Source organism: Flavobacterium pectinovorum, from assembly GCF_900142715.1.
Taxonomy (GTDB): Bacteria; Bacteroidota; Bacteroidia; order Flavobacteriales; family Flavobacteriaceae; genus Flavobacterium; species Flavobacterium pectinovorum.
The window spans coordinates 797,638-815,227 of sequence record NZ_FRBX01000002.1 but is presented as its reverse complement, the minus strand read 5'-3'; the positions used below and the strand labels follow the sequence as shown (position 1 = coordinate 815,227).

At 35.5% G+C, this 17,590-nt stretch carries 13 protein-coding genes and 1 riboswitch; all 13 genes read right to left on the bottom strand.

Features of this window, described 5'->3' with window-relative positions; all coding sequences use genetic code 11:
* Window positions 1-9: 9 nt before the first annotated feature.
* Window positions 10-1,413 carry a pyridoxal phosphate-dependent decarboxylase family protein gene (locus BUE22_RS10065; RefSeq protein ID WP_073394915.1) on the bottom strand — a complete coding sequence of 468 codons (1,404 nt, stop codon included), beginning with the start codon at window positions 1,411-1,413 and terminating at the stop codon, window positions 10-12.
* 115 nt (window positions 1,414-1,528) lie between these two features.
* Window positions 1,529-2,752 carry a dicarboxylate/amino acid:cation symporter gene (locus BUE22_RS10060; RefSeq protein ID WP_073394914.1) on the bottom strand — a complete coding sequence of 408 codons (1,224 nt, stop codon included), beginning with the start codon at window positions 2,750-2,752 and terminating at the stop codon, window positions 1,529-1,531.
* Between the two features lie 102 nt (window positions 2,753-2,854).
* Complete coding sequence (locus BUE22_RS10055) at window positions 2,855-3,508, bottom strand: class I SAM-dependent methyltransferase (protein ID WP_073395037.1); 654 nt, start codon at window positions 3,506-3,508, stop codon at window positions 2,855-2,857.
* Window positions 3,509-3,616: 108 nt separating this feature from the next.
* A complete protein-coding gene (metF, locus tag BUE22_RS10050) occupies window positions 3,617-4,573 on the bottom strand; it encodes a methylenetetrahydrofolate reductase [NAD(P)H] (protein WP_073394913.1) in 957 nt (318 codons plus the stop codon).
* A 157-nt stretch (window positions 4,574-4,730) separates the two neighbouring features.
* Complete coding sequence (gene metH / locus BUE22_RS10045) at window positions 4,731-7,406, bottom strand: methionine synthase (RefSeq protein ID WP_073394912.1); 2,676 nt, start codon at window positions 7,404-7,406, stop codon at window positions 4,731-4,733.
* Between the two features lie 413 nt (window positions 7,407-7,819).
* A complete protein-coding gene (locus BUE22_RS10040; protein ID WP_073394911.1) occupies window positions 7,820-8,257 on the bottom strand; it encodes a hypothetical protein in 438 nt (145 codons plus the stop codon).
* A gap of 166 nt (window positions 8,258-8,423) precedes the next feature.
* Window positions 8,424-9,428: a homocysteine S-methyltransferase family protein gene (locus BUE22_RS10035; protein ID WP_073394910.1), complete on the bottom strand. Its 1,005-nt coding sequence runs from the start codon at window positions 9,426-9,428 to the stop codon at window positions 8,424-8,426.
* A 311-nt stretch (window positions 9,429-9,739) separates the two neighbouring features.
* Window positions 9,740-9,854: riboswitch (SAM riboswitch) on the bottom strand.
* 373 nt (window positions 9,855-10,227) lie between these two features.
* Entirely contained in the window at window positions 10,228-11,280 is a 1,053-nt protein-coding gene (locus BUE22_RS10030; protein WP_042566166.1) for an NAD(P)/FAD-dependent oxidoreductase, read from the bottom strand.
* Between the two features lie 97 nt (window positions 11,281-11,377).
* Window positions 11,378-11,959 (bottom strand): precorrin-2 dehydrogenase/sirohydrochlorin ferrochelatase family protein, encoded by a 582-nt coding sequence (locus tag BUE22_RS10025; protein ID WP_073394909.1) that lies wholly within the window; start codon window positions 11,957-11,959, stop codon window positions 11,378-11,380.
* A 116-nt stretch (window positions 11,960-12,075) separates the two neighbouring features.
* Complete coding sequence (gene cobA, locus BUE22_RS10020) at window positions 12,076-12,849, bottom strand: uroporphyrinogen-III C-methyltransferase (protein ID WP_073394908.1); 774 nt, start codon at window positions 12,847-12,849, stop codon at window positions 12,076-12,078.
* A complete protein-coding gene (locus BUE22_RS10015) occupies window positions 12,842-14,932 on the bottom strand; it encodes a HEPN domain-containing protein (protein ID WP_073394907.1) in 2,091 nt (696 codons plus the stop codon). The genes cobA and BUE22_RS10015 overlap by 8 nt, the downstream gene beginning before the upstream one ends.
* A 161-nt stretch (window positions 14,933-15,093) precedes the next feature.
* Window positions 15,094-16,338 carry a sulfate adenylyltransferase subunit 1 gene (locus BUE22_RS10010; protein ID WP_073394906.1) on the bottom strand — a complete coding sequence of 415 codons (1,245 nt, stop codon included), beginning with the start codon at window positions 16,336-16,338 and terminating at the stop codon, window positions 15,094-15,096.
* Between the two features lie 150 nt (window positions 16,339-16,488).
* Window positions 16,489-17,406 carry a sulfate adenylyltransferase subunit CysD gene (gene cysD, locus BUE22_RS10005; RefSeq protein WP_305809585.1) on the bottom strand — a complete coding sequence of 306 codons (918 nt, stop codon included), beginning with the start codon at window positions 17,404-17,406 and terminating at the stop codon, window positions 16,489-16,491.
* Window positions 17,407-17,590 lie beyond the last annotated feature (184 nt).

Below are 17,590 nucleotides of genomic sequence, written 5' to 3'. Positions count from 1 at the left end.
TAATTTTTGTTATATTTCTAAAAAAACAGCTTTCATTTCTTCAATTACTGTTTGAATGTCATTTTCTGTAGTTCGCCAATTTACAAATGAAGCTCTGATTCCTTTTCGGTTGCGATAAACTGTTGGTGTCATAAAAACCTTGCCGCGGTCATTTAACTCTGTTAAGAATTGAGAAACTTTTTCCTGGTTGTGATCTCCTTTTAAAGTAAAACAAACATTATTAAGACGAATTGGCGCCAATAGTTCAAAATTTCCATCTTCGATAAGCTGATTTCCAAAATGCAAAGCCATTGAAGTACTGTTTTCTACAATATCACAAAACCCTTCCTTTCCATACGCCAATAATGAAAACCAAACCGGCAAAGCTCTTAAACGTCTTGAATTTTCAGGCAATACATTTAGATAATTAAAATTCTCCAACGGATTTCCTAAATAAGGCGCATTCGAATTTTGAAATGTTTCTATTTGTAAACTTGTATGTTCTTTTTTAACTAAATAAAAAGCACTTTCATAAGGAACATTCAACCATTTATGGCAATCAATTGTAATACTGTCTGCTCCTTCCCAGCCTTCAACCAAGTGTTTAAATTTATCTGAAACTGCGGCAAAACCACCGAAAGCAGCATCAATATGCCACCAGAAATTGTATTTTTCTTTTAGTTTTGAAATGGCCAGAAAATCGTCAAAATCGGCCGTATTAACCGTTCCTGCACTTGAAATTAGTATAAAAGGCCTTCCGTTTAAGCTTTCAATGTTTTTTTCTAGATCAGAGATATCAATTGCTTCACGATTGCCTTCAATTGTTTTAATTGTCGTGTAATTATTACTTCCAATTCCTAACATTGCCAATGATTTTATTGATGAAGAATGTGGTGTTGCAGTCAAAATATTAATTGGTTCTGAAATTCCGTTTTTGGCAAAATCTTTCCCAAATTGTTTCCCAAACCATTGTCTCGCAACTCCCAAACTGGTGAAATTTGACATCGTGGCTCCCGTTACAAATCCTCCTAAAAAAGAATCAGGTAACTCAAATAATTGCAATAATAAATTGATGGTTTCAAATTCAATTAATGCCGAAGAACCGCCTTGTGCTTTTATGGCCTGCGTATTTTGGTCATAAACCGTAGCCAGCCAATCGCCCACAATAGACGCCGGCGTTGATCCTCCGGTAACAAAACCCCAATACCGTGGCCCCGGAGAAGCAACCATCAAAGGTGCCAATCGTTCATTAAATTCTTTCAGCGCACTCAAAGAGCCTAAGCCTAATTCGTTTAATTCTCTGGTATAATCAATTGAGTTTTTATTAGAAGTTGGAATATTTTCCAGATCATTTAAGAAATCTATTCCTTGTTGTTTTGCTTTTTCTAAAATATTTTCGAGATCGTTTAAATCGTGTTGTAATACTGAATTCATATTATTTATTTTAATGAAACTGCTATTTATTTTTCACGCAGAATTTGCAGATAACGCAGAATTTGAGTTTAGAAATTGGAATTTGGAATTTAAAATTTTGGAATTTATAAATAACCTACCATTTTGTTTTTTCAGAAAATCGCGAAATCATCATCGAACAAATTAAATCGCCATTTACATTTAATAAAGTAGCAATTGGATCGACTAAAGTTCCTAAAATCATAGCTACAGGCAACGCTTGCTCCATTGGCAATCCGTAAACGGTAATTGCCAAAACTTCTCCAATATAACCTCCATTCGGGATTCCGCCTTCTACAATAGAAACAATTACAGTAATTCCTAAAGCTAAAAGTATGGTTGAAGGTTCGGTAAAATCTTTTCCAAACATGGCGAAAAGAACTGTTATTTTTAAGATAGATGACATACTGGAACCATCTTTATGCAAAGGTGCGCCGAGCGGAATAACTAAGTTTTTTACATGATTTGGAATATTCATTCTTTCTGCCGCTTCGAGATTTGCGGGAATCGTAGCAATACTACTGCAGGTTCCTACAGCTGTTAAAGCAGGCGTAATATTGTTACTCCAAAATACTTTAAATGCTCTTTTACCTCCTGCAACAAAAGCATACAAACTAAAAAACACAAAGAAATAGAATATACAAGCACCATAATAAATCGCTAACGGTTTGGCATAAACACCAAATAATTGCGGTCCGAAAACGCCAACCTGATAAGCAAAATAAGCACCCAAACCTATTGGTGCCAATTTCATAATCATATTCAGTAATTGTTTCATGACTTCATTTCCTGAATCCAGAAAACTTCTGAAACTGCTTCCTTTTTCTCCGGATTGCAAACTGGCAAAACCAATTAAAAACGAAAAAATAATAAGTGCCAACATGCTTTTTCTGGACAACAATTCGAAGAAATCATTTACCGTAAGCAATTGTGCAATTTGTTCGCCAATACTTGCTGACTCAATATTTTCAATAGGAACTTTAGAAATTATAATATTTTGATGGATAGGAAAAACATAAACTGCTGCAATCATAACTATTGCCGAAATTAAGACTGTGGCTAAAAATACAGCAATCATAATAATGAAAAGCTTTCCTAACTTTTCTGTTTTTTCTAAATTAGCAATAGAAGAAGCAATCGTGAAAAATATAAGCGGAATAATTGCTGTGAAAAGCAGGTTCAAAAAGATGTCGCCAAGCGGTTTTATAACCATGACATCTTTACCCAAAAAAAGGCCTAAAATACTTCCCAGAATAATACCTCCAAGAAGCAACAGAATACTACTGTAACTTTTGAGAAAATTGATTTTTTTAACTTCCATAATTATAAAAAGTATTTAGGATTCAGAAATAGAAACTTGCAATAAAAAAATCAATTAAAGTACTCAAAAAAAGAGTTCGAAAATTATTATTCTAACTTTTTGTTATTTTTCTAAAACCAATGTAGTAAATGCTCTGTCAACCAATTCTCCTGTTTTACTTTTTACTTTCTCTGTTTGAGTTTCTGTATAAACAATTTTAAAAGGTGTTTTCTTTATTAATTGCTGTGCTTTTTCGGTGTTGTAGAGTTCAAATTCAAATTGAGTGAAAGGAAGTTTCTTCATGAAGTCTTCTTCTGCAAATGTGAGGCAGAAATTTCCGTTTGGTCTCAGAACCCTGTAAATTTCCAGAAGTAATTTTTCTGGTTCCTGCCAAAAATAAATAGTATTTACGGTAAATATTTTATCGAAAGAATCCTCTTCAAACGGAATTGTATTTCCATCATAAAGCGAAAATAAAGCTTGTTTTTGAGAGACAAAATTCCTGTTGATCTGACGTGCTTCCTGAAACATTAGTTGAGACATTTCCAGTCCGTAATATTTTAAGTTTTCTGCTTGTTCTAATAAAAATTCTACATGTCCCGCATTTCCGTGACCTAATTCCAAAATAGAATTTCCGGCTTTTATATTTAGATTTTGAACAGAATGGCGTGTCATATTGATGTTGGTTTCATTCATCATATTTGCCATTTCAATTCCTTTTTCTCCCGTTGGATGTTTTAGCTGAGAAGCTATCGCTTGTAATTCTTCTTTTTCCATAATGTTTAAATTTAAAAAATTCCAAACTTTAACTCCCAAATTCCAAGCTAGCAATATCTTTGTCAAAGTTTTGAACTTTGACAAAGATTACAGCATTGTATTTAAATATTAAAAAATCTGACTCGCGATTTGGCGAATATTTTCAGATTTTCCCATTGAATAATAATGTAAAACAGGAACTCCGGCGGCTTTTAATTCTAACGATTGCTGAATTGCCCACTCGATTCCTACTTGTTTTATTTCTGCATTGTTTTTGCATTTATCAACAGCATCGATTAAATCTTCCGGTAAATCAATTCTGAAAATCTGTGGTAAAATTTGTAAATGTCTTTGAACGGCGATTGGTTTAATTCCCGGAATAATAGGAATTGTGATACCCATTTCTCTCGCTTTTTCTACAAAAGTAAAATATTTAGCATTGTCAAAAAACATTTGTGTCACCACATAATCTGCTCCTGCATCTACTTTTTCTTTCAGTCTTTTTAAATCTGATTGTAATGAAGGAGATTCTAAATGTTTCTCAGGATATCCCGCAACTCCAATACAAAAATCAGCTTTATTGTCGGCATCCATAACTTCATGCAGATATTTTCCGCAATTTAAGTCGTTGATTTGACGAACTAAATCGATAGCAAAACTATTACCACCAACTTTTGGCACAAAAGATTGTTCATCTTTCATGGCATCCCCACGAAGTGCCATTACATTGTTGATTCCCAAATACTGACAATCAACCAGCATGTATTCTGTTTCTTCCTGCGTAAATCCACCGCAAAGCAAGTGAGGCACAGTATCAACATTGTATTTGTGTTTTATAGAAGCGCAAATTCCAAGCGTTCCCGGACGCATACGAGTTAACTTTTTATCCAAAAGCCCGTTGCCTTTATCAATATAAATGTATTCTTCGCGTGAAGTTGTTACATCAATAAATGGCGGTTTAAACTCCATCAACGGATCGATATTATCGTATAATTCCTGAATGCTTTTCCCTTTTTGAGGCGGAATAAGTTCAAATGAGAATAATGTATTTCCTTTGGCGTTTTCTATATGTTCTGTTACTTTCATTCTTTAAATTATGAGTTATGAATTATGAATTTTGAGTTGTTTGTGTAAAAAATCTGAATCAAAAACATAAATCAAATATCTTTTTTTGTTTCAAGTTTCAGGTTTCAAGTTGCTTTAGAGAACTTGAAACCTGAAACTAAATAAACCTGAAAACTTTTTAATCTGCTATATTAGGGTTTAACCATTTCATTGCGTAATCTGTTGGCACGTTACGTCGTTTGGCGTAATCAACCACCTGATCTTCTTTTATTTTTCCTAGTCCGAAATACCTGCTTTTTGGGTTTCCGAAATAATATCCTGAAACAGAGGAAGCCGGCCACATCGCCATGCTTTCCGTTAACGTAACTCCAATTTCTTCGGCTACATTTAAAAGTTTCCAAATCGTTGGTTTTTCCAGGTGATCCGGGCAAGCCGGATATCCTGGCGCCGGACGAATTCCTTTATAATTTTCTTTAATTAATTCTTCGTTTGTTAAAGATTCTTCTATATCATAACCCCAGAAATCTTTACGAACTTTTTCGTGAAGATATTCGGCAAAAGCCTCAGCAAAACGATCGGCCAATGCCTTAACCATAATCGAATTATAATCATCCAAATCCTTCTCAAATTCTGCGGCCCATTCGTCTACACCAAAACCGGTTGTCACACAAAAAGCTCCCATATAATCCTCTATTCCGCTTTCTTTTGGCAGAATAAAATCAGACAATGCAATATTCGGCGCGCCTTTTGTTTTTTGTGATTGCTGACGAAGCGTTAAGAATTTCTCTAAAACTTTTCCATTTTCATCACGCAATTCGATATCGTCATCATCAACCTGATTCGCAGGAAAAATTCCATAAATACCTTTTGCTTGTAGTTTTTTCTCAGCCAAAATTACTTTGAGCATCGCCTGAGCATCTGCAAAAAGAGAAGTTGCTTCTTTACCCACAACCTCATCCGTTAAAATCGCAGGATATTTTCCATGCAATTCCCAAGTTTGAAAAAACGGCGTCCAGTCTATATACGGAACCAAAACATCCAGATCAACCTCAACGGTTTGTTTTCCAATAAATTTTGGTTTTGTCGGTGTGTATTCACTCCAGTCTAATTGCATTTTATTTTTACGTGCATCTTCGATACTTAAGAAATTTTTATCTCTTGAACGATTTAAAAACGTTTCTCTAAACGAATCGTATTCTGCACGAATATCGCTTGCATATATTTTACGGTTATGATCTAGAAGATTTCCTGCAACTGTCACGGCGCGCGAAGCATCGTTTACGTGAATTACAGTTTCTCTATATTGCGGAGCGATTTTCACAGCGGTATGCGCACGCGAAGTGGTAGCTCCACCAATCATAATCGGGATTTTAATATCTTGTTTGTCTAATTCTTTGGCCAGATACACCATTTCGTCAAGCGAAGGCGTAATCAGTCCGCTTAAACCAATAATGTCAACATTATGTTCAATCGCCGCGGCAATAATTTTTTCCGGAGGCACCATAACGCCAAGATCTACAATCTCATAATTGTTACAGGCTAAAACTACCGAAACAATATTTTTACCAATATCGTGAACGTCACCTTTTACGGTTGCCATCAATATTTTTCCGTTTCCTTGTTTATCTCCGGCTTGTTTGCTTGCTTCAATATAAGGCAGTAAATAAGCAACGGCTTTTTTCATTACACGTGCCGATTTTACAACCTGAGGCAGGAACATTTTTCCACTTCCGAATAAATCTCCAACCACATTCATTCCTGTCATCAAATTGATTTCGATAACTTCAATTGGTTTTGTTGCGGCCAAACGTGCTTCTTCAACATCTTCTTCAATAAAAGCATCAACTCCTTTTACTAACGAATGTGTAATACGCTCCTGAACAGTTCCCAAACGCCATTCCTGAATTGCTTTTTCATCACTTTTTACTTCGCCTTTTACGTTCTCAGCAAAATCTAAAAGTCGTTCTGTTGCATCGTCACGCCTGTCCAGAATTACATCTTCAACGTGTTCTAATAAATCTTTCGGAATATCATCGTAAATCGAAAGCATCTCCGGATTCACAATTCCCATCGTCATTCCGTTCTTGATCGCGTGGTATAAAAACACCGAATGCATCGCTTCACGAACGTGATCGTTTCCTCTAAAAGAGAACGAAACATTACTTACTCCACCACTAATATGTGCGTGTGGCAAGTTATCACGAACCCATTTTGTACCTCTAAAAAAGTCCAAAGCATTCAGGCGATGTTCTTCCATTCCGGTTGCAACGGGAAAAATGTTTAAATCGAAAATAATATCCTGTGGAGGAAAACCAACTTTGTTAACCAAAATATCATACGAACGCTGGCAAATCTCCACTCTTCGGTCAAAATTATCGGCCTGACCTACTTCGTCAAAAGCCATGATAATTGCTGCAGCTCCGTATCGTTTGATTAATTTGGCGTGATGAATAAAGGCTTCTTCACCTTCTTTCAACGAAATCGAGTTGACAACGCTTTTTCCTTGTACTACTTTTAGACCTGCTTCAATGATTTCCCATTTCGAACTATCGATCATAATCGGCACTCTCGAAATATCGGGTTCTGATGCAATTAAATTCAAAAATTTTGTCATTGCCTGAACACCATCAAGCATTCCCTCATCCATATTAATATCGATGATTTGTGCTCCACCTTCTACTTGTTGTCTTGCAATATCAAGCGCCTCGTCATATTTCTCTTCCTTGATTAAGCGAAGGAATTTTCTAGAACCCGTTACATTCGTACGCTCGCCAATGTTTACAAAAACACTTGTTGGCGTAATAATCAACGGTTCTAATCCTGCTAATACAAGGTCTCTTCTTTTTTCTGCCATTTTTTCTAAGTTACTAAGATCCTGATCCCGAAGCCTCGGGACTAAGGTTCTGAGTTTTTTTATTCTTTATTTTTCCTGCAAGGTTTTCGAAACCTTGTAGGTATATTTCGTTTTTTAATAATCTTATTTTGGGCGTGTTTCGCCGCGGCGAATCGAGCTATCCGTTTCTAGTCCTCGCACTTCCTTCGTCAGGCTGTGGGCTATCCACTTCTATCCCTCACGCAAACTCGGTTTCAAAAGACGATTTATTTTTTCACGATTTCAATTATCGTTTTTGAAATAAATTTTTCAAATCTTTGAACCAATTTTATATTTCGTTCCTACGGAACTCTATTATTGGGTCATCTTTTTTTCAACGGAATAAATTCCGTTGCTACCAATATTTCGTTCCTACGGAACTTTTCCCTAATTCACTATTTCCATTTTGACTTCTCTATATATTTGCAAGTTACACCTGCATCATATATGTAATATTTCGTTTTAGTAAATCCCGCTTTAACTAGTGTAATTGAATCAGGTTTTAATTCTTCTTCTAAAACTATGTAGTTATTTTCTGAGTTATTTAAATCGTATTTTACTTTATAAAACTTGTCGACAAGGCTATTATCTCTGCTAGAAACTTCAGATAAAATTTTTCTACCCGAATAGTAATAATATTTTAAATAATCTCTTTTTCCCGCGTGTTCAATTCTGGTTACAAATCCAATAGTTTCTCCTTTGAACGTCTTCTCATATTTTTTATACTCGTTGTTACTTTTATTTGAAAAAAAAATGACCGTAAATATTATTGCAAGAAGAACTATTCCTCCTATAAGTTCTCTTTTTCCCGGATCTCTTTTGTCTTCTGCCATTTGTTAAATTTTCAACGGAATAAATTCTTCCCATCTACGTTTTGTTCCTCGAAACTTTTATTCTCAATTCAACCTGCAAGGTTTCCAAAACCTTGTAGGTTTGCCATTTATTCGCCAACAAATTTATACCTACAAGGTTTTGAAAACCTTGCAGGAAACGTAAACATTAAGCAAATACCGGCGCAACACGCGGCTTATAATCCTTCGCAACCTCAGCAATTAATCTGATATGATCCGGAGTTGTTCCGCAACAACCACCGATAATATTAATTAAATTATCATCTAAATATTCTTTGATTAAGGCCTGTGTTTGTTCCGGTGTTTCATCATATTGTCCGAACGCGTTTGGCAAGCCTGCATTTGGATGTGCCGAAACGTTGAACTGTGTATGCTGAGATAAGGTTTTTAAATAAGGTTTCAACAAATCGGCTCCAAGAGCGCAATTGAAACCAACGCTCAATAACGGAATATGTGATACTGAAATCAAAAACGCTTCAACCGTTTGTCCCGAAAGTGTTCTTCCTGATGCATCGGTAATTGTTCCTGAAACCATTATTGGAATATCAAGATTACGTTCGTCTTTTACTTCTTCGATTGCGAAAAGTGCTGCTTTTGCATTTAACGTATCGAAAATAGTTTCTACCAAAAGTAAATCGCAGCCACCATCCATTAAGGCTTCTACTTGTTGCTTGTAGGCAATTCGCAAATCATCAAATGTTACGGCTCTGTAACCCGGATCGTTTACATCTGGTGACATACTTGCTGTTCTGTTTGTTGGACCGATGGATCCGGCAACAAAACGTGGTTTGTTAGGATTTTTAGCGGTGAATTCATCGGCTACTTCTCTGGCAATTTTAGCCGATTCATAGTTTAATTCATAAACCAAATCTTCCAGGAAATAATCGGCCATACCGATCGTAGTTCCTGAAAAAGTATTGGTTTCTACGATGTCAGCGCCAGCTTCAAAATAAGCGGCGTGAACATCGCGGATCGCTTGTGGTTGTGTTATGGATAGTAAATCGTTGTTTCCTTTTAACGGATGCGGGAAATCTTTGAAACGCTCTCCACGAAAATCTTCTTCCGAGAAATTATAGCGTTGCAGCATTGTTCCCATTGCTCCATCAAGGATTAGGATATTTTTTTTTATTGCTTCCTGAATTGTTATTGCCATGACTACTTGCCTTTTGCCACGAAGACGCTAAGACACTAAGCTTTTTTATTCTATTATTTAAAACATACCTAATAGGCTTTGAAAACCTTTTACGATATGCGTTTTGATTCACATTGATTCCAAAAATTCACTATTGTTGGCTAATTAGCCCCGATTGAGTCGATATCCTCGCAGTGAAACGGAGAGATAAAGACGAAAGCGGGAACTGTTGACAGCAAAAAATGCGTCAATGATTCGCTCATAATACTGAATTCAGTAAAATAATATTGTATGGTTGTCAGGAAAAGTTGAGAAATACGTGTAATGTATTTTTGTTATCTATCTTTAATACTATGAACTAGTACAAAGTAGAATTTAGCACCTTCTTTATGATAAAGGGTTGCTAAGGTTTCATCGGGTCTATCCCTCCGCCTTTCGTGATAACTTTCAATAATTTTAAGAACAGTGCAAAGGTATGAAATAGCCTTGCGACTTGCAAGTTTTTTTTTTAAGGTTCTGAGATACTAAGGAACTAAGGTTCTAAGTTTTAAATTTGGTTCCTATTTTTCAAATATAGCCCAAGGTTTCAACCATGGGAGACGGATCGTGATTATCTATTGATAGTGGTGAAACCAATAGCTATGTTTATGATTACGCATTGTAATATACATTGCGCTCCAGTGGTTGAAACCACTGGCTATGTTTTAAAATATCTACAATAAAAATTGTTCTTTATTATTTAAAAATAAAAGCCCAAACCATAAGTTTGAGCTTTGTATATAAAAATCTTAGAACCTTAGTATCTTAGCGTCTTAGCAACTTAGACTATCGCTTTCACAACTGCTTTTGGTGCTTCTTTACGAGTTCCGTCGAAACCGTCTACTCCGGAAACTGTTGTATATTTTAATACATATTTTTTACCCGGATTGATGATTGCGTATGCCGCCTGACACATTAAAGTTGCTTCGTGGAAACCACAAAGGATTAATTTTAATTTTCCTGGGTATGTGTTTACGTCTCCAATTGCGAAGATTCCCGGAATATTAGTTTGGTAATCTAATGCGTTGTTTACTTTAATGGCATTTTTCTCGATTTCTAATCCCCAGTCTGCGATTGGACCTAATTTTGGCGTTAATCCGAAAAGTGGAATGAAGAAATCTGTTTCGATTTTACGGTGTGCTCCGTTTTCTTCGATATCTAACGATTCAACGTGCTCAGCACCATTGATTCCGATAACTTCTGCTGGTGTAATTAATTTAATTTTCCCGGAAGTTTTTAATTCCTGTACTTTTTCTACAGAATCAAGAGCTCCTCTAAATTCGTTTCTTCTGTGAATTAAAGTTACTTCTGAAGCTACATTTGCCAAAAAGATACTCCAGTCTAAAGCTGAATCTCCTCCTCCGGCAATTACAACTCTTTTATCTCTGAATTTCTCCGGATTTTTGATGAAGTATTTTACTCCTTTATCTTCATAAAACTCGATATCTTCTATAAGTGGTTTACGAGGCTCAAAACTTCCTAAACCTCCAGCGATGGCGATAACCGGCGCGTGAAATTTAGTTCCTTTGTTTGAGGTTACAATAAAGCTTCCGTCTTCTTGTTTTTCGATTGTTTCTGCGCGTTCTCCTAATGTATAACCTGGTTCAAACTGCTTAATTTGTTCTTGTAAGTTATCAATTAAATCTCCTGCTAAAACTTCAGGGAAACCAGGAATATCATAAATAGGCTTTTTTGGATACAATTCTGAAAGTTGTCCTCCTGCTTGTGGCAAAGCATCTAAAATATGACATTTTAATTTTAATAATCCTGCCTCGAAAACGGCAAATAAACCTGTTGGTCCTGCTCCAATTATAAGTATATCTGTTTTAATCATTATGGTTGTTGTTTATAATCATTCTTAATAATACAAAGAAACGAATAATTTATTCTACTGCCAATGATTTTTGTCATTGATTTCTTTGTGAAACTTTTTACTCCTTATTTTTTAGTGAAGATGTAATTTCATTCATTCTCTTTACCTTTTCTTCAAAGTCGCCTTTTAAGGTTTTGCGATATTCATTGAGGTTTTCGACCATTTGATTGATATCTTCCGGAATTACTTCTTCGAAAAACTCCCGCAATCTTTTAGCAGTTGTTGGCGATTTTCCGTTGGTCGAAATTGCAATTTTTACATTTCCTTTCGTTACGATTCCGCCTAAATAATAATCACACAAATCTGGTGTATCGGCAATATTGCAAATCAAATAACGCTTTCTGGATAAATCATATACTCTTTTGTTGACTTCTAAATCATCGGTACAAGCAATTACCATATGGCGTTTTTTGAGCATTTTCTTTTTAAACTTAGCTTCCGTCAATTTAATTGAAGGATGATTTTCTGCCAAAACTTTAATTTCTAAGTGAAAATCAGGTGCTACAACCTCAACATTTGCATTCGGACTCGATTTTAATAAAAAAGAGAGCTTTTCTAGTCCAACATTTCCTCCGCCCACAATCAACACATTTAGATTGTGAAGTTTTAAGAATATTGGATATAATTCGTTTTGTTCCATTTTAATTTTATTTCATCCAATCAAAATTAGAGGATTTATTCTTAACAACATCAAAATAAATCCTGCGTTCCCCGGGTTGAAACCCGGCGCTACAATATGATCGTTCCTACGGAACTTTATCTTGCAATTTCTTTTGATAGAAATTCTTCGTAGAATCCCTTTAATTTATTGCTTTCGCGAACAACGTTTCCGAGAACAATAATGGCTGGTGAACTCAGTTTTTTCTCTTTTACAATTTCTAAAATTGAATTTACTGTTCCCACTCCCACTTTTTCATCTTTGGTTGTTCCGTTTTGGATAATTGCTACAGGCAAATCTCCTTTGTTTTCTTTTTGAAACAAATCGATAATTTGAGGCAATTTGTGCATTCCCATCAAAATAACAACTGTTGCAGATGATTGAGCTGCCAGAGCCACATCTGAAGATAATTTTCTGTCAGAAGTTGTGCCTGTGATTGCCCAGAAACTTTCTGAAACACCTCTTTTTGTAATTGAGATTCCCTGACTTGCCGGAACTGCCACTACTGAAGAAATTCCGGGAATGACAACTGTTTCGATTCCAAAACTTTCTGCAAATTCAATTTCTTCGCTTCCCCGCCCAAAAATAAACGGATCACCACCTTTTAATCGCACTACATTTCCGTAAGTCAATGCATTATCAACAATCAATTGATTGATTTGATCCTGCGTATAAGCGTGATTACCTATCTTTTTTCCAACAAAAATTTTGATGGCATTTTTGGGAGCATGCGCTAATATTTCATCATTGGCCAATGCATCGTACAAAACCACATTCGCTTCAGCCAATGCTTTTACACCTTTCAGCGTAAGCAAATCCGGATCGCCGGGACCTGCACCGACTAAAGTTACTTTTGGTTTAATATTAAGCATTTGCTAATTCTTGAGCTCTGTATTTTTCTATAATTGCAAAAAATGCAATTCCTTCTTCAATATATTGTTTTGCAAACGCTTCGCTCGGTTCATTTTGATTGATTTGATAAACCAATTCTCTGAATGTTGTTGGCAATCCAATTTTATTAGTTGCAATAAAAACAGTATCAAACAAGTCAACAATTCCTGCGTGATTATTTGTTTTTTCGTTTTCTGAAAGTAATAATGCTTTTGCACCATTTACAAATCCTGCGTATGCGTGGTAAATAGCATCAGACCATTTTCCTTCGTCGAAAGATTCCTGAGCAAATGTCAATTTATCTTTAGCTTCTAACAATAAAGTTGCCACTAAATCAATCACAACACCGGCACATTCTCCAACTCCAACTGCTTTTACGTAATTGTCTGCATTACCCCAATCCACGAAATCAGCTTCGGTTAAATTGGTTACATCTGCGAAAGGTTTTAGAATTTCATAGAAATATTTCTCTCCTTTTGCATCATAATAATTAAGGAATTTTTCTCCGTTTGCATTCGCATCAAAATCATTTAAAATGGTACGCAAAGCATCTGGTCCTCTACGGCTTGGAATTTTGATTACTTTATCTGCAAAACGTCCTGCGCCATTTCCTAATCTTCCTCCGCCTAATAAAACCTGCAATGCCGGAGCTACTAATTTTCCTGAATTGATCGACATTCCCTGAAAACCAATTGCTGACATGTTGTGTTGTCCGCAAGCATTCATACAACCCGAAATTTTGATTTCAATTTCCTGATTGTTCAAATACTGAGGATATTCGGCATTCAACACTTTTTCTAATTCTTCTGCAATCCCGGTACTACTTGCAATCCCCAAATTACAAGTATCTGTACCCGGACAAGCTGTAATATCTGCTGTAGAATTATACCCTAAATGAACAAAGTCCAGTTTGGCTAATTCCTGATAAAAGAAAGGAAGATTCTCTTCTTTTACGTGACGTATTACAATATTTTGACGCAATGAAAAACGTAATTCATTTGCTGCGTAATTCTTAATTAAATCGGCTAATAATCTGGCTTTATCAGTATAAAAATCGCCTAATAAAACTTTGATTCCGATAGCATAATAACCTTCTTGTTTTTGAGCAATTACATTTGATTTTTTCCAGGTTTCATAAGCTTTGGTATCTTCAATTGTAACTTGCGGAACTTCTAATAATGGTTCCGGAATTGCACCTTCAAAAGCGGTTGTGTCAATTTCGTAGGTTTCAAAAGCGATTGCTTTTTTCTCTTTTTCAACTAAATCAAGGAAAACATCTCTTCCCATTTCTTTGATTAAGAATTTCATACGCGCTTTCATTCTTTTTGCACGCTCACCATATCGGTCAAAAATACGGATGATTCCTTCTGCAGTTGGAATGATTTCATTTGCCGGAACAAACTCTGAAAGTAATTCAGCATGTGCTGGCTGAGAACCTAAACCGCCACCAAACATGATTTTGAATCCGCGAACGCCATCCACAACTTTCGGAATAAATCCTAAATCGTGTAAATAACTCAAAGCCGTATCTTCATCAGATGACGAGAACGAAATTTTGAATTTACGTCCCATTTCCTGACAAATCGGGTTTCTTAATAAATATTGGAAAAGTCCGTGTGCATAAGGCGAAACATCAAACGGTTCGTTTACATCTACACCAGCCAATTCGCTTCCTGTAATATTACGAACTGTGTTTCCACAAGCTTCACGCAACGTGATATCGTCTTTAGCCAAATTTGCCCAAAGTTCCGGAGTTCTGTCTAAACTTACGTAGTGAATCTGGATATCCTGACGTGTTGTAATGTGCAAACGACCTGTAGAATATTCGTCAGAAACTTTAGTAATACGCACCAATTGTTCGCTCGTTACTTTACCGTAAGGCAATTTAATACGAATCATTTGCACGCCTTCCTGACGTTGTCCGTAAATTCCACGCGCTAAACGAAGACTACGAAAACGCTCATCATCAATTTTTCCTCCACGGAATAAATGAATCTTTTTTTCTAAATCGATAATCTCCTTCTGAACTATCGGATTTTCTATTTCTGTTCTAAAACTTTCCATTTCTTTTACGCTTTAGGCTTTAGGCTATACGCTTTAAGCTTTATTAACTTTGTCTTTTTCTGGCTTGGCTATAAGGAATAAGCTTAAGCTTCTTTCCTGTCTTTTATACGTTTTTTGCTAAAAGCTTACAGCCTAAAGCTTATTGCTTACAGCAGTGAAAACTATCTAATGAATCCTACTCCTGCTGTTGTGTTCGTTGCTGTATCAATTAAGATAAATGCTCCGTTTGATTTGTTATCGTTATAGGCATCAAAATATAAAGGCTTGCTCAATTTGATGGTTACTTCTCCAATCTCGTTGATCGCCAATTGCGATGCTTCTTTTGTTCCTGAATAATCTGTTGAGATTGTATTTTTGATACTTTCTACTTTTGCCAAAACTGAGTTTGTATTGTGTTGTACAATATATTTTGTACCCGCAACCAGTTTTTTGCTATCCATCCAACAAACTGTTGTGGTGATTTCTTTTTCAATTTTTGGAAGTTCTGATGATTTTACAATCATATCACCTCTTGTTACATTGATATCATTTTCTAATTCGATTGTGATAGAAGAACCTGCAACGGCTTCATCATATGTTTTATCGAAAAAGTGAATTTTAGAAACTTTTGATTCTGTTAAAGAAGGAAGAACCGTTACGGCATCGCCAACTTTAATTGAATTTCCGTATAATTTTCCTGCGTAACCTCTAAAATCGTGGTATTCTTCTGTTTTCGGGCGAATAACGGTTTGAACCGGAAAACGTGCTTTTCCTGCTTCAAATACATCTGAAGAATGCAATCCTTCTAAATGTTCCAAAACCGTTTGACCTGTATACCAAGGCATATCTTTTGATTGATCAACTACGTTTCCACCGTTGATAGCACTTAACGGAATGTAACTTACGTTTTGCTCTTTGAATGTGCTTTTTGCATTTAATGCCTGAAAATCGGCTTTGATTTTATTGTAAACTTCTTCAGAATAATCAACTAAATCCATTTTGTTTATCGCAACAATTACCTCTTTTACTCTCAATAAATTATTGATAAAAAAGTGACGGTACGTTTGCTCAATTACTCCTTTTCTGGCATCAATTAAAATAATAGAAACCTGAGAAGTCGAAGCTCCTGTAACCATGTTTCTGGTATATTCTACGTGACCCGGAGTATCGGCAATAATGTAACTTTTCTTTGCAGTCGAAAAATAAATATGCGCAACGTCAATCGTAATTCCTTGTTCTCTTTCTGCAACTAAACCATCAGTTGCCAATGAAAAATCAAGATAATCGTACCCTTTTTGTTTACTGCTTTTTTCGATTGCTTCAATTTTATCTGTAGTCAATGATTTTGTATCGTACAATAATCTCCCGATCAAAGTACTTTTTCCGTCATCTACACTTCCTGCTGTTGCTATTTTTAAAACTTCCATTCTGTATTTTTTGTTTCAGGTTTAAATTTTTGTTTCAGGTTTCAAGTTTAAAGTTGATTCCCTTTGAACAAAAGTTTAAATCTGTATATTTTTTGTTTTTTGAATTTACTATAGAGATTTTTAATTTTTAATTCCAAATTTTTAATTGAATTAAAAGTACCCTTGTTGTTTTCTCTTTTCCATTGCGGCTTCAGAACGTTTATCATCGATTCTGGCACCTCTTTCAGAAATGGTAGATTCTCTAATCTCTCCTACTACTTCCTGAATGGTTGCTGCATATGATTCAACTGCGGCTGTACAACTCATATCTCCAACGGTTCTGAAGCGAACAATTCTTTCTTCGATTTGTTCGTCTTCTTCTTGGTACACATAAGGAGAATGCGACCAGATTAAACCGTCTCTCAAAAAAACTTTTCTTTTATGTGAAAAATAGATTGACGGAATCTCAATATGTTCTTTTTCAATATAACTCCAAACATCTAATTCTGTCCAGTTTGAAATTGGGAAAACACGAACGTTTTGACCATTTTCTATTTTTCCATTCAAAATATCAAACAATTCCGGACGTTGGTTTTTTTCATCCCATTGACCAAAATCGTCTCGAACTGAAAATATACGTTCTTTTGCTCTTGCTTTTTCTTCATCACGACGCGCTCCACCAATACATGCATCAAACTTAAATTCTTCGATTGCATCTAAAAGTGTTGTTGTCTGTAAGCTGTTTCTACTAGAATATTTCCCGGTTTCTTCTACCACTTTTCCTTCATCAATAGCATCCTGAACATTACGAACGATCAACTCTAAACCTAATTCTTCAACTAATTTATCTCTGAAAGCAATTGTTTCAGGGAAATTATGTCCCGTATCAACATGCAAAAGAGGAAACGGAATCTTAGCAGGGAAAAATGCTTTTTGCGCCAAACGCACTAATGTTATAGAATCTTTTCCTCCAGAAAAAAGTAAAACCGGTTTGTCAAACTGTGAAATTACTTCTCTGAAAATGTATATTGCTTCACTCTCTAAAGCGTTTGTTTTTAATACTGAACTCATTGTTTTTTTGTTTGATATTTTGTTTGTTTCAGGTTTCAAGTTTCAAGTTTTTTGCTTGATTCTGATACTCTCAACATTTTATTCTATTCTCTATATTCTTTATTCTATTCTCCATCGGGTTAAAACCCGACGCTACAATATAAATCGTTCCTCCGGAACTTTAAATCTTAATTCTTTCCTCTTTGTTCTATTCTCTTTACTC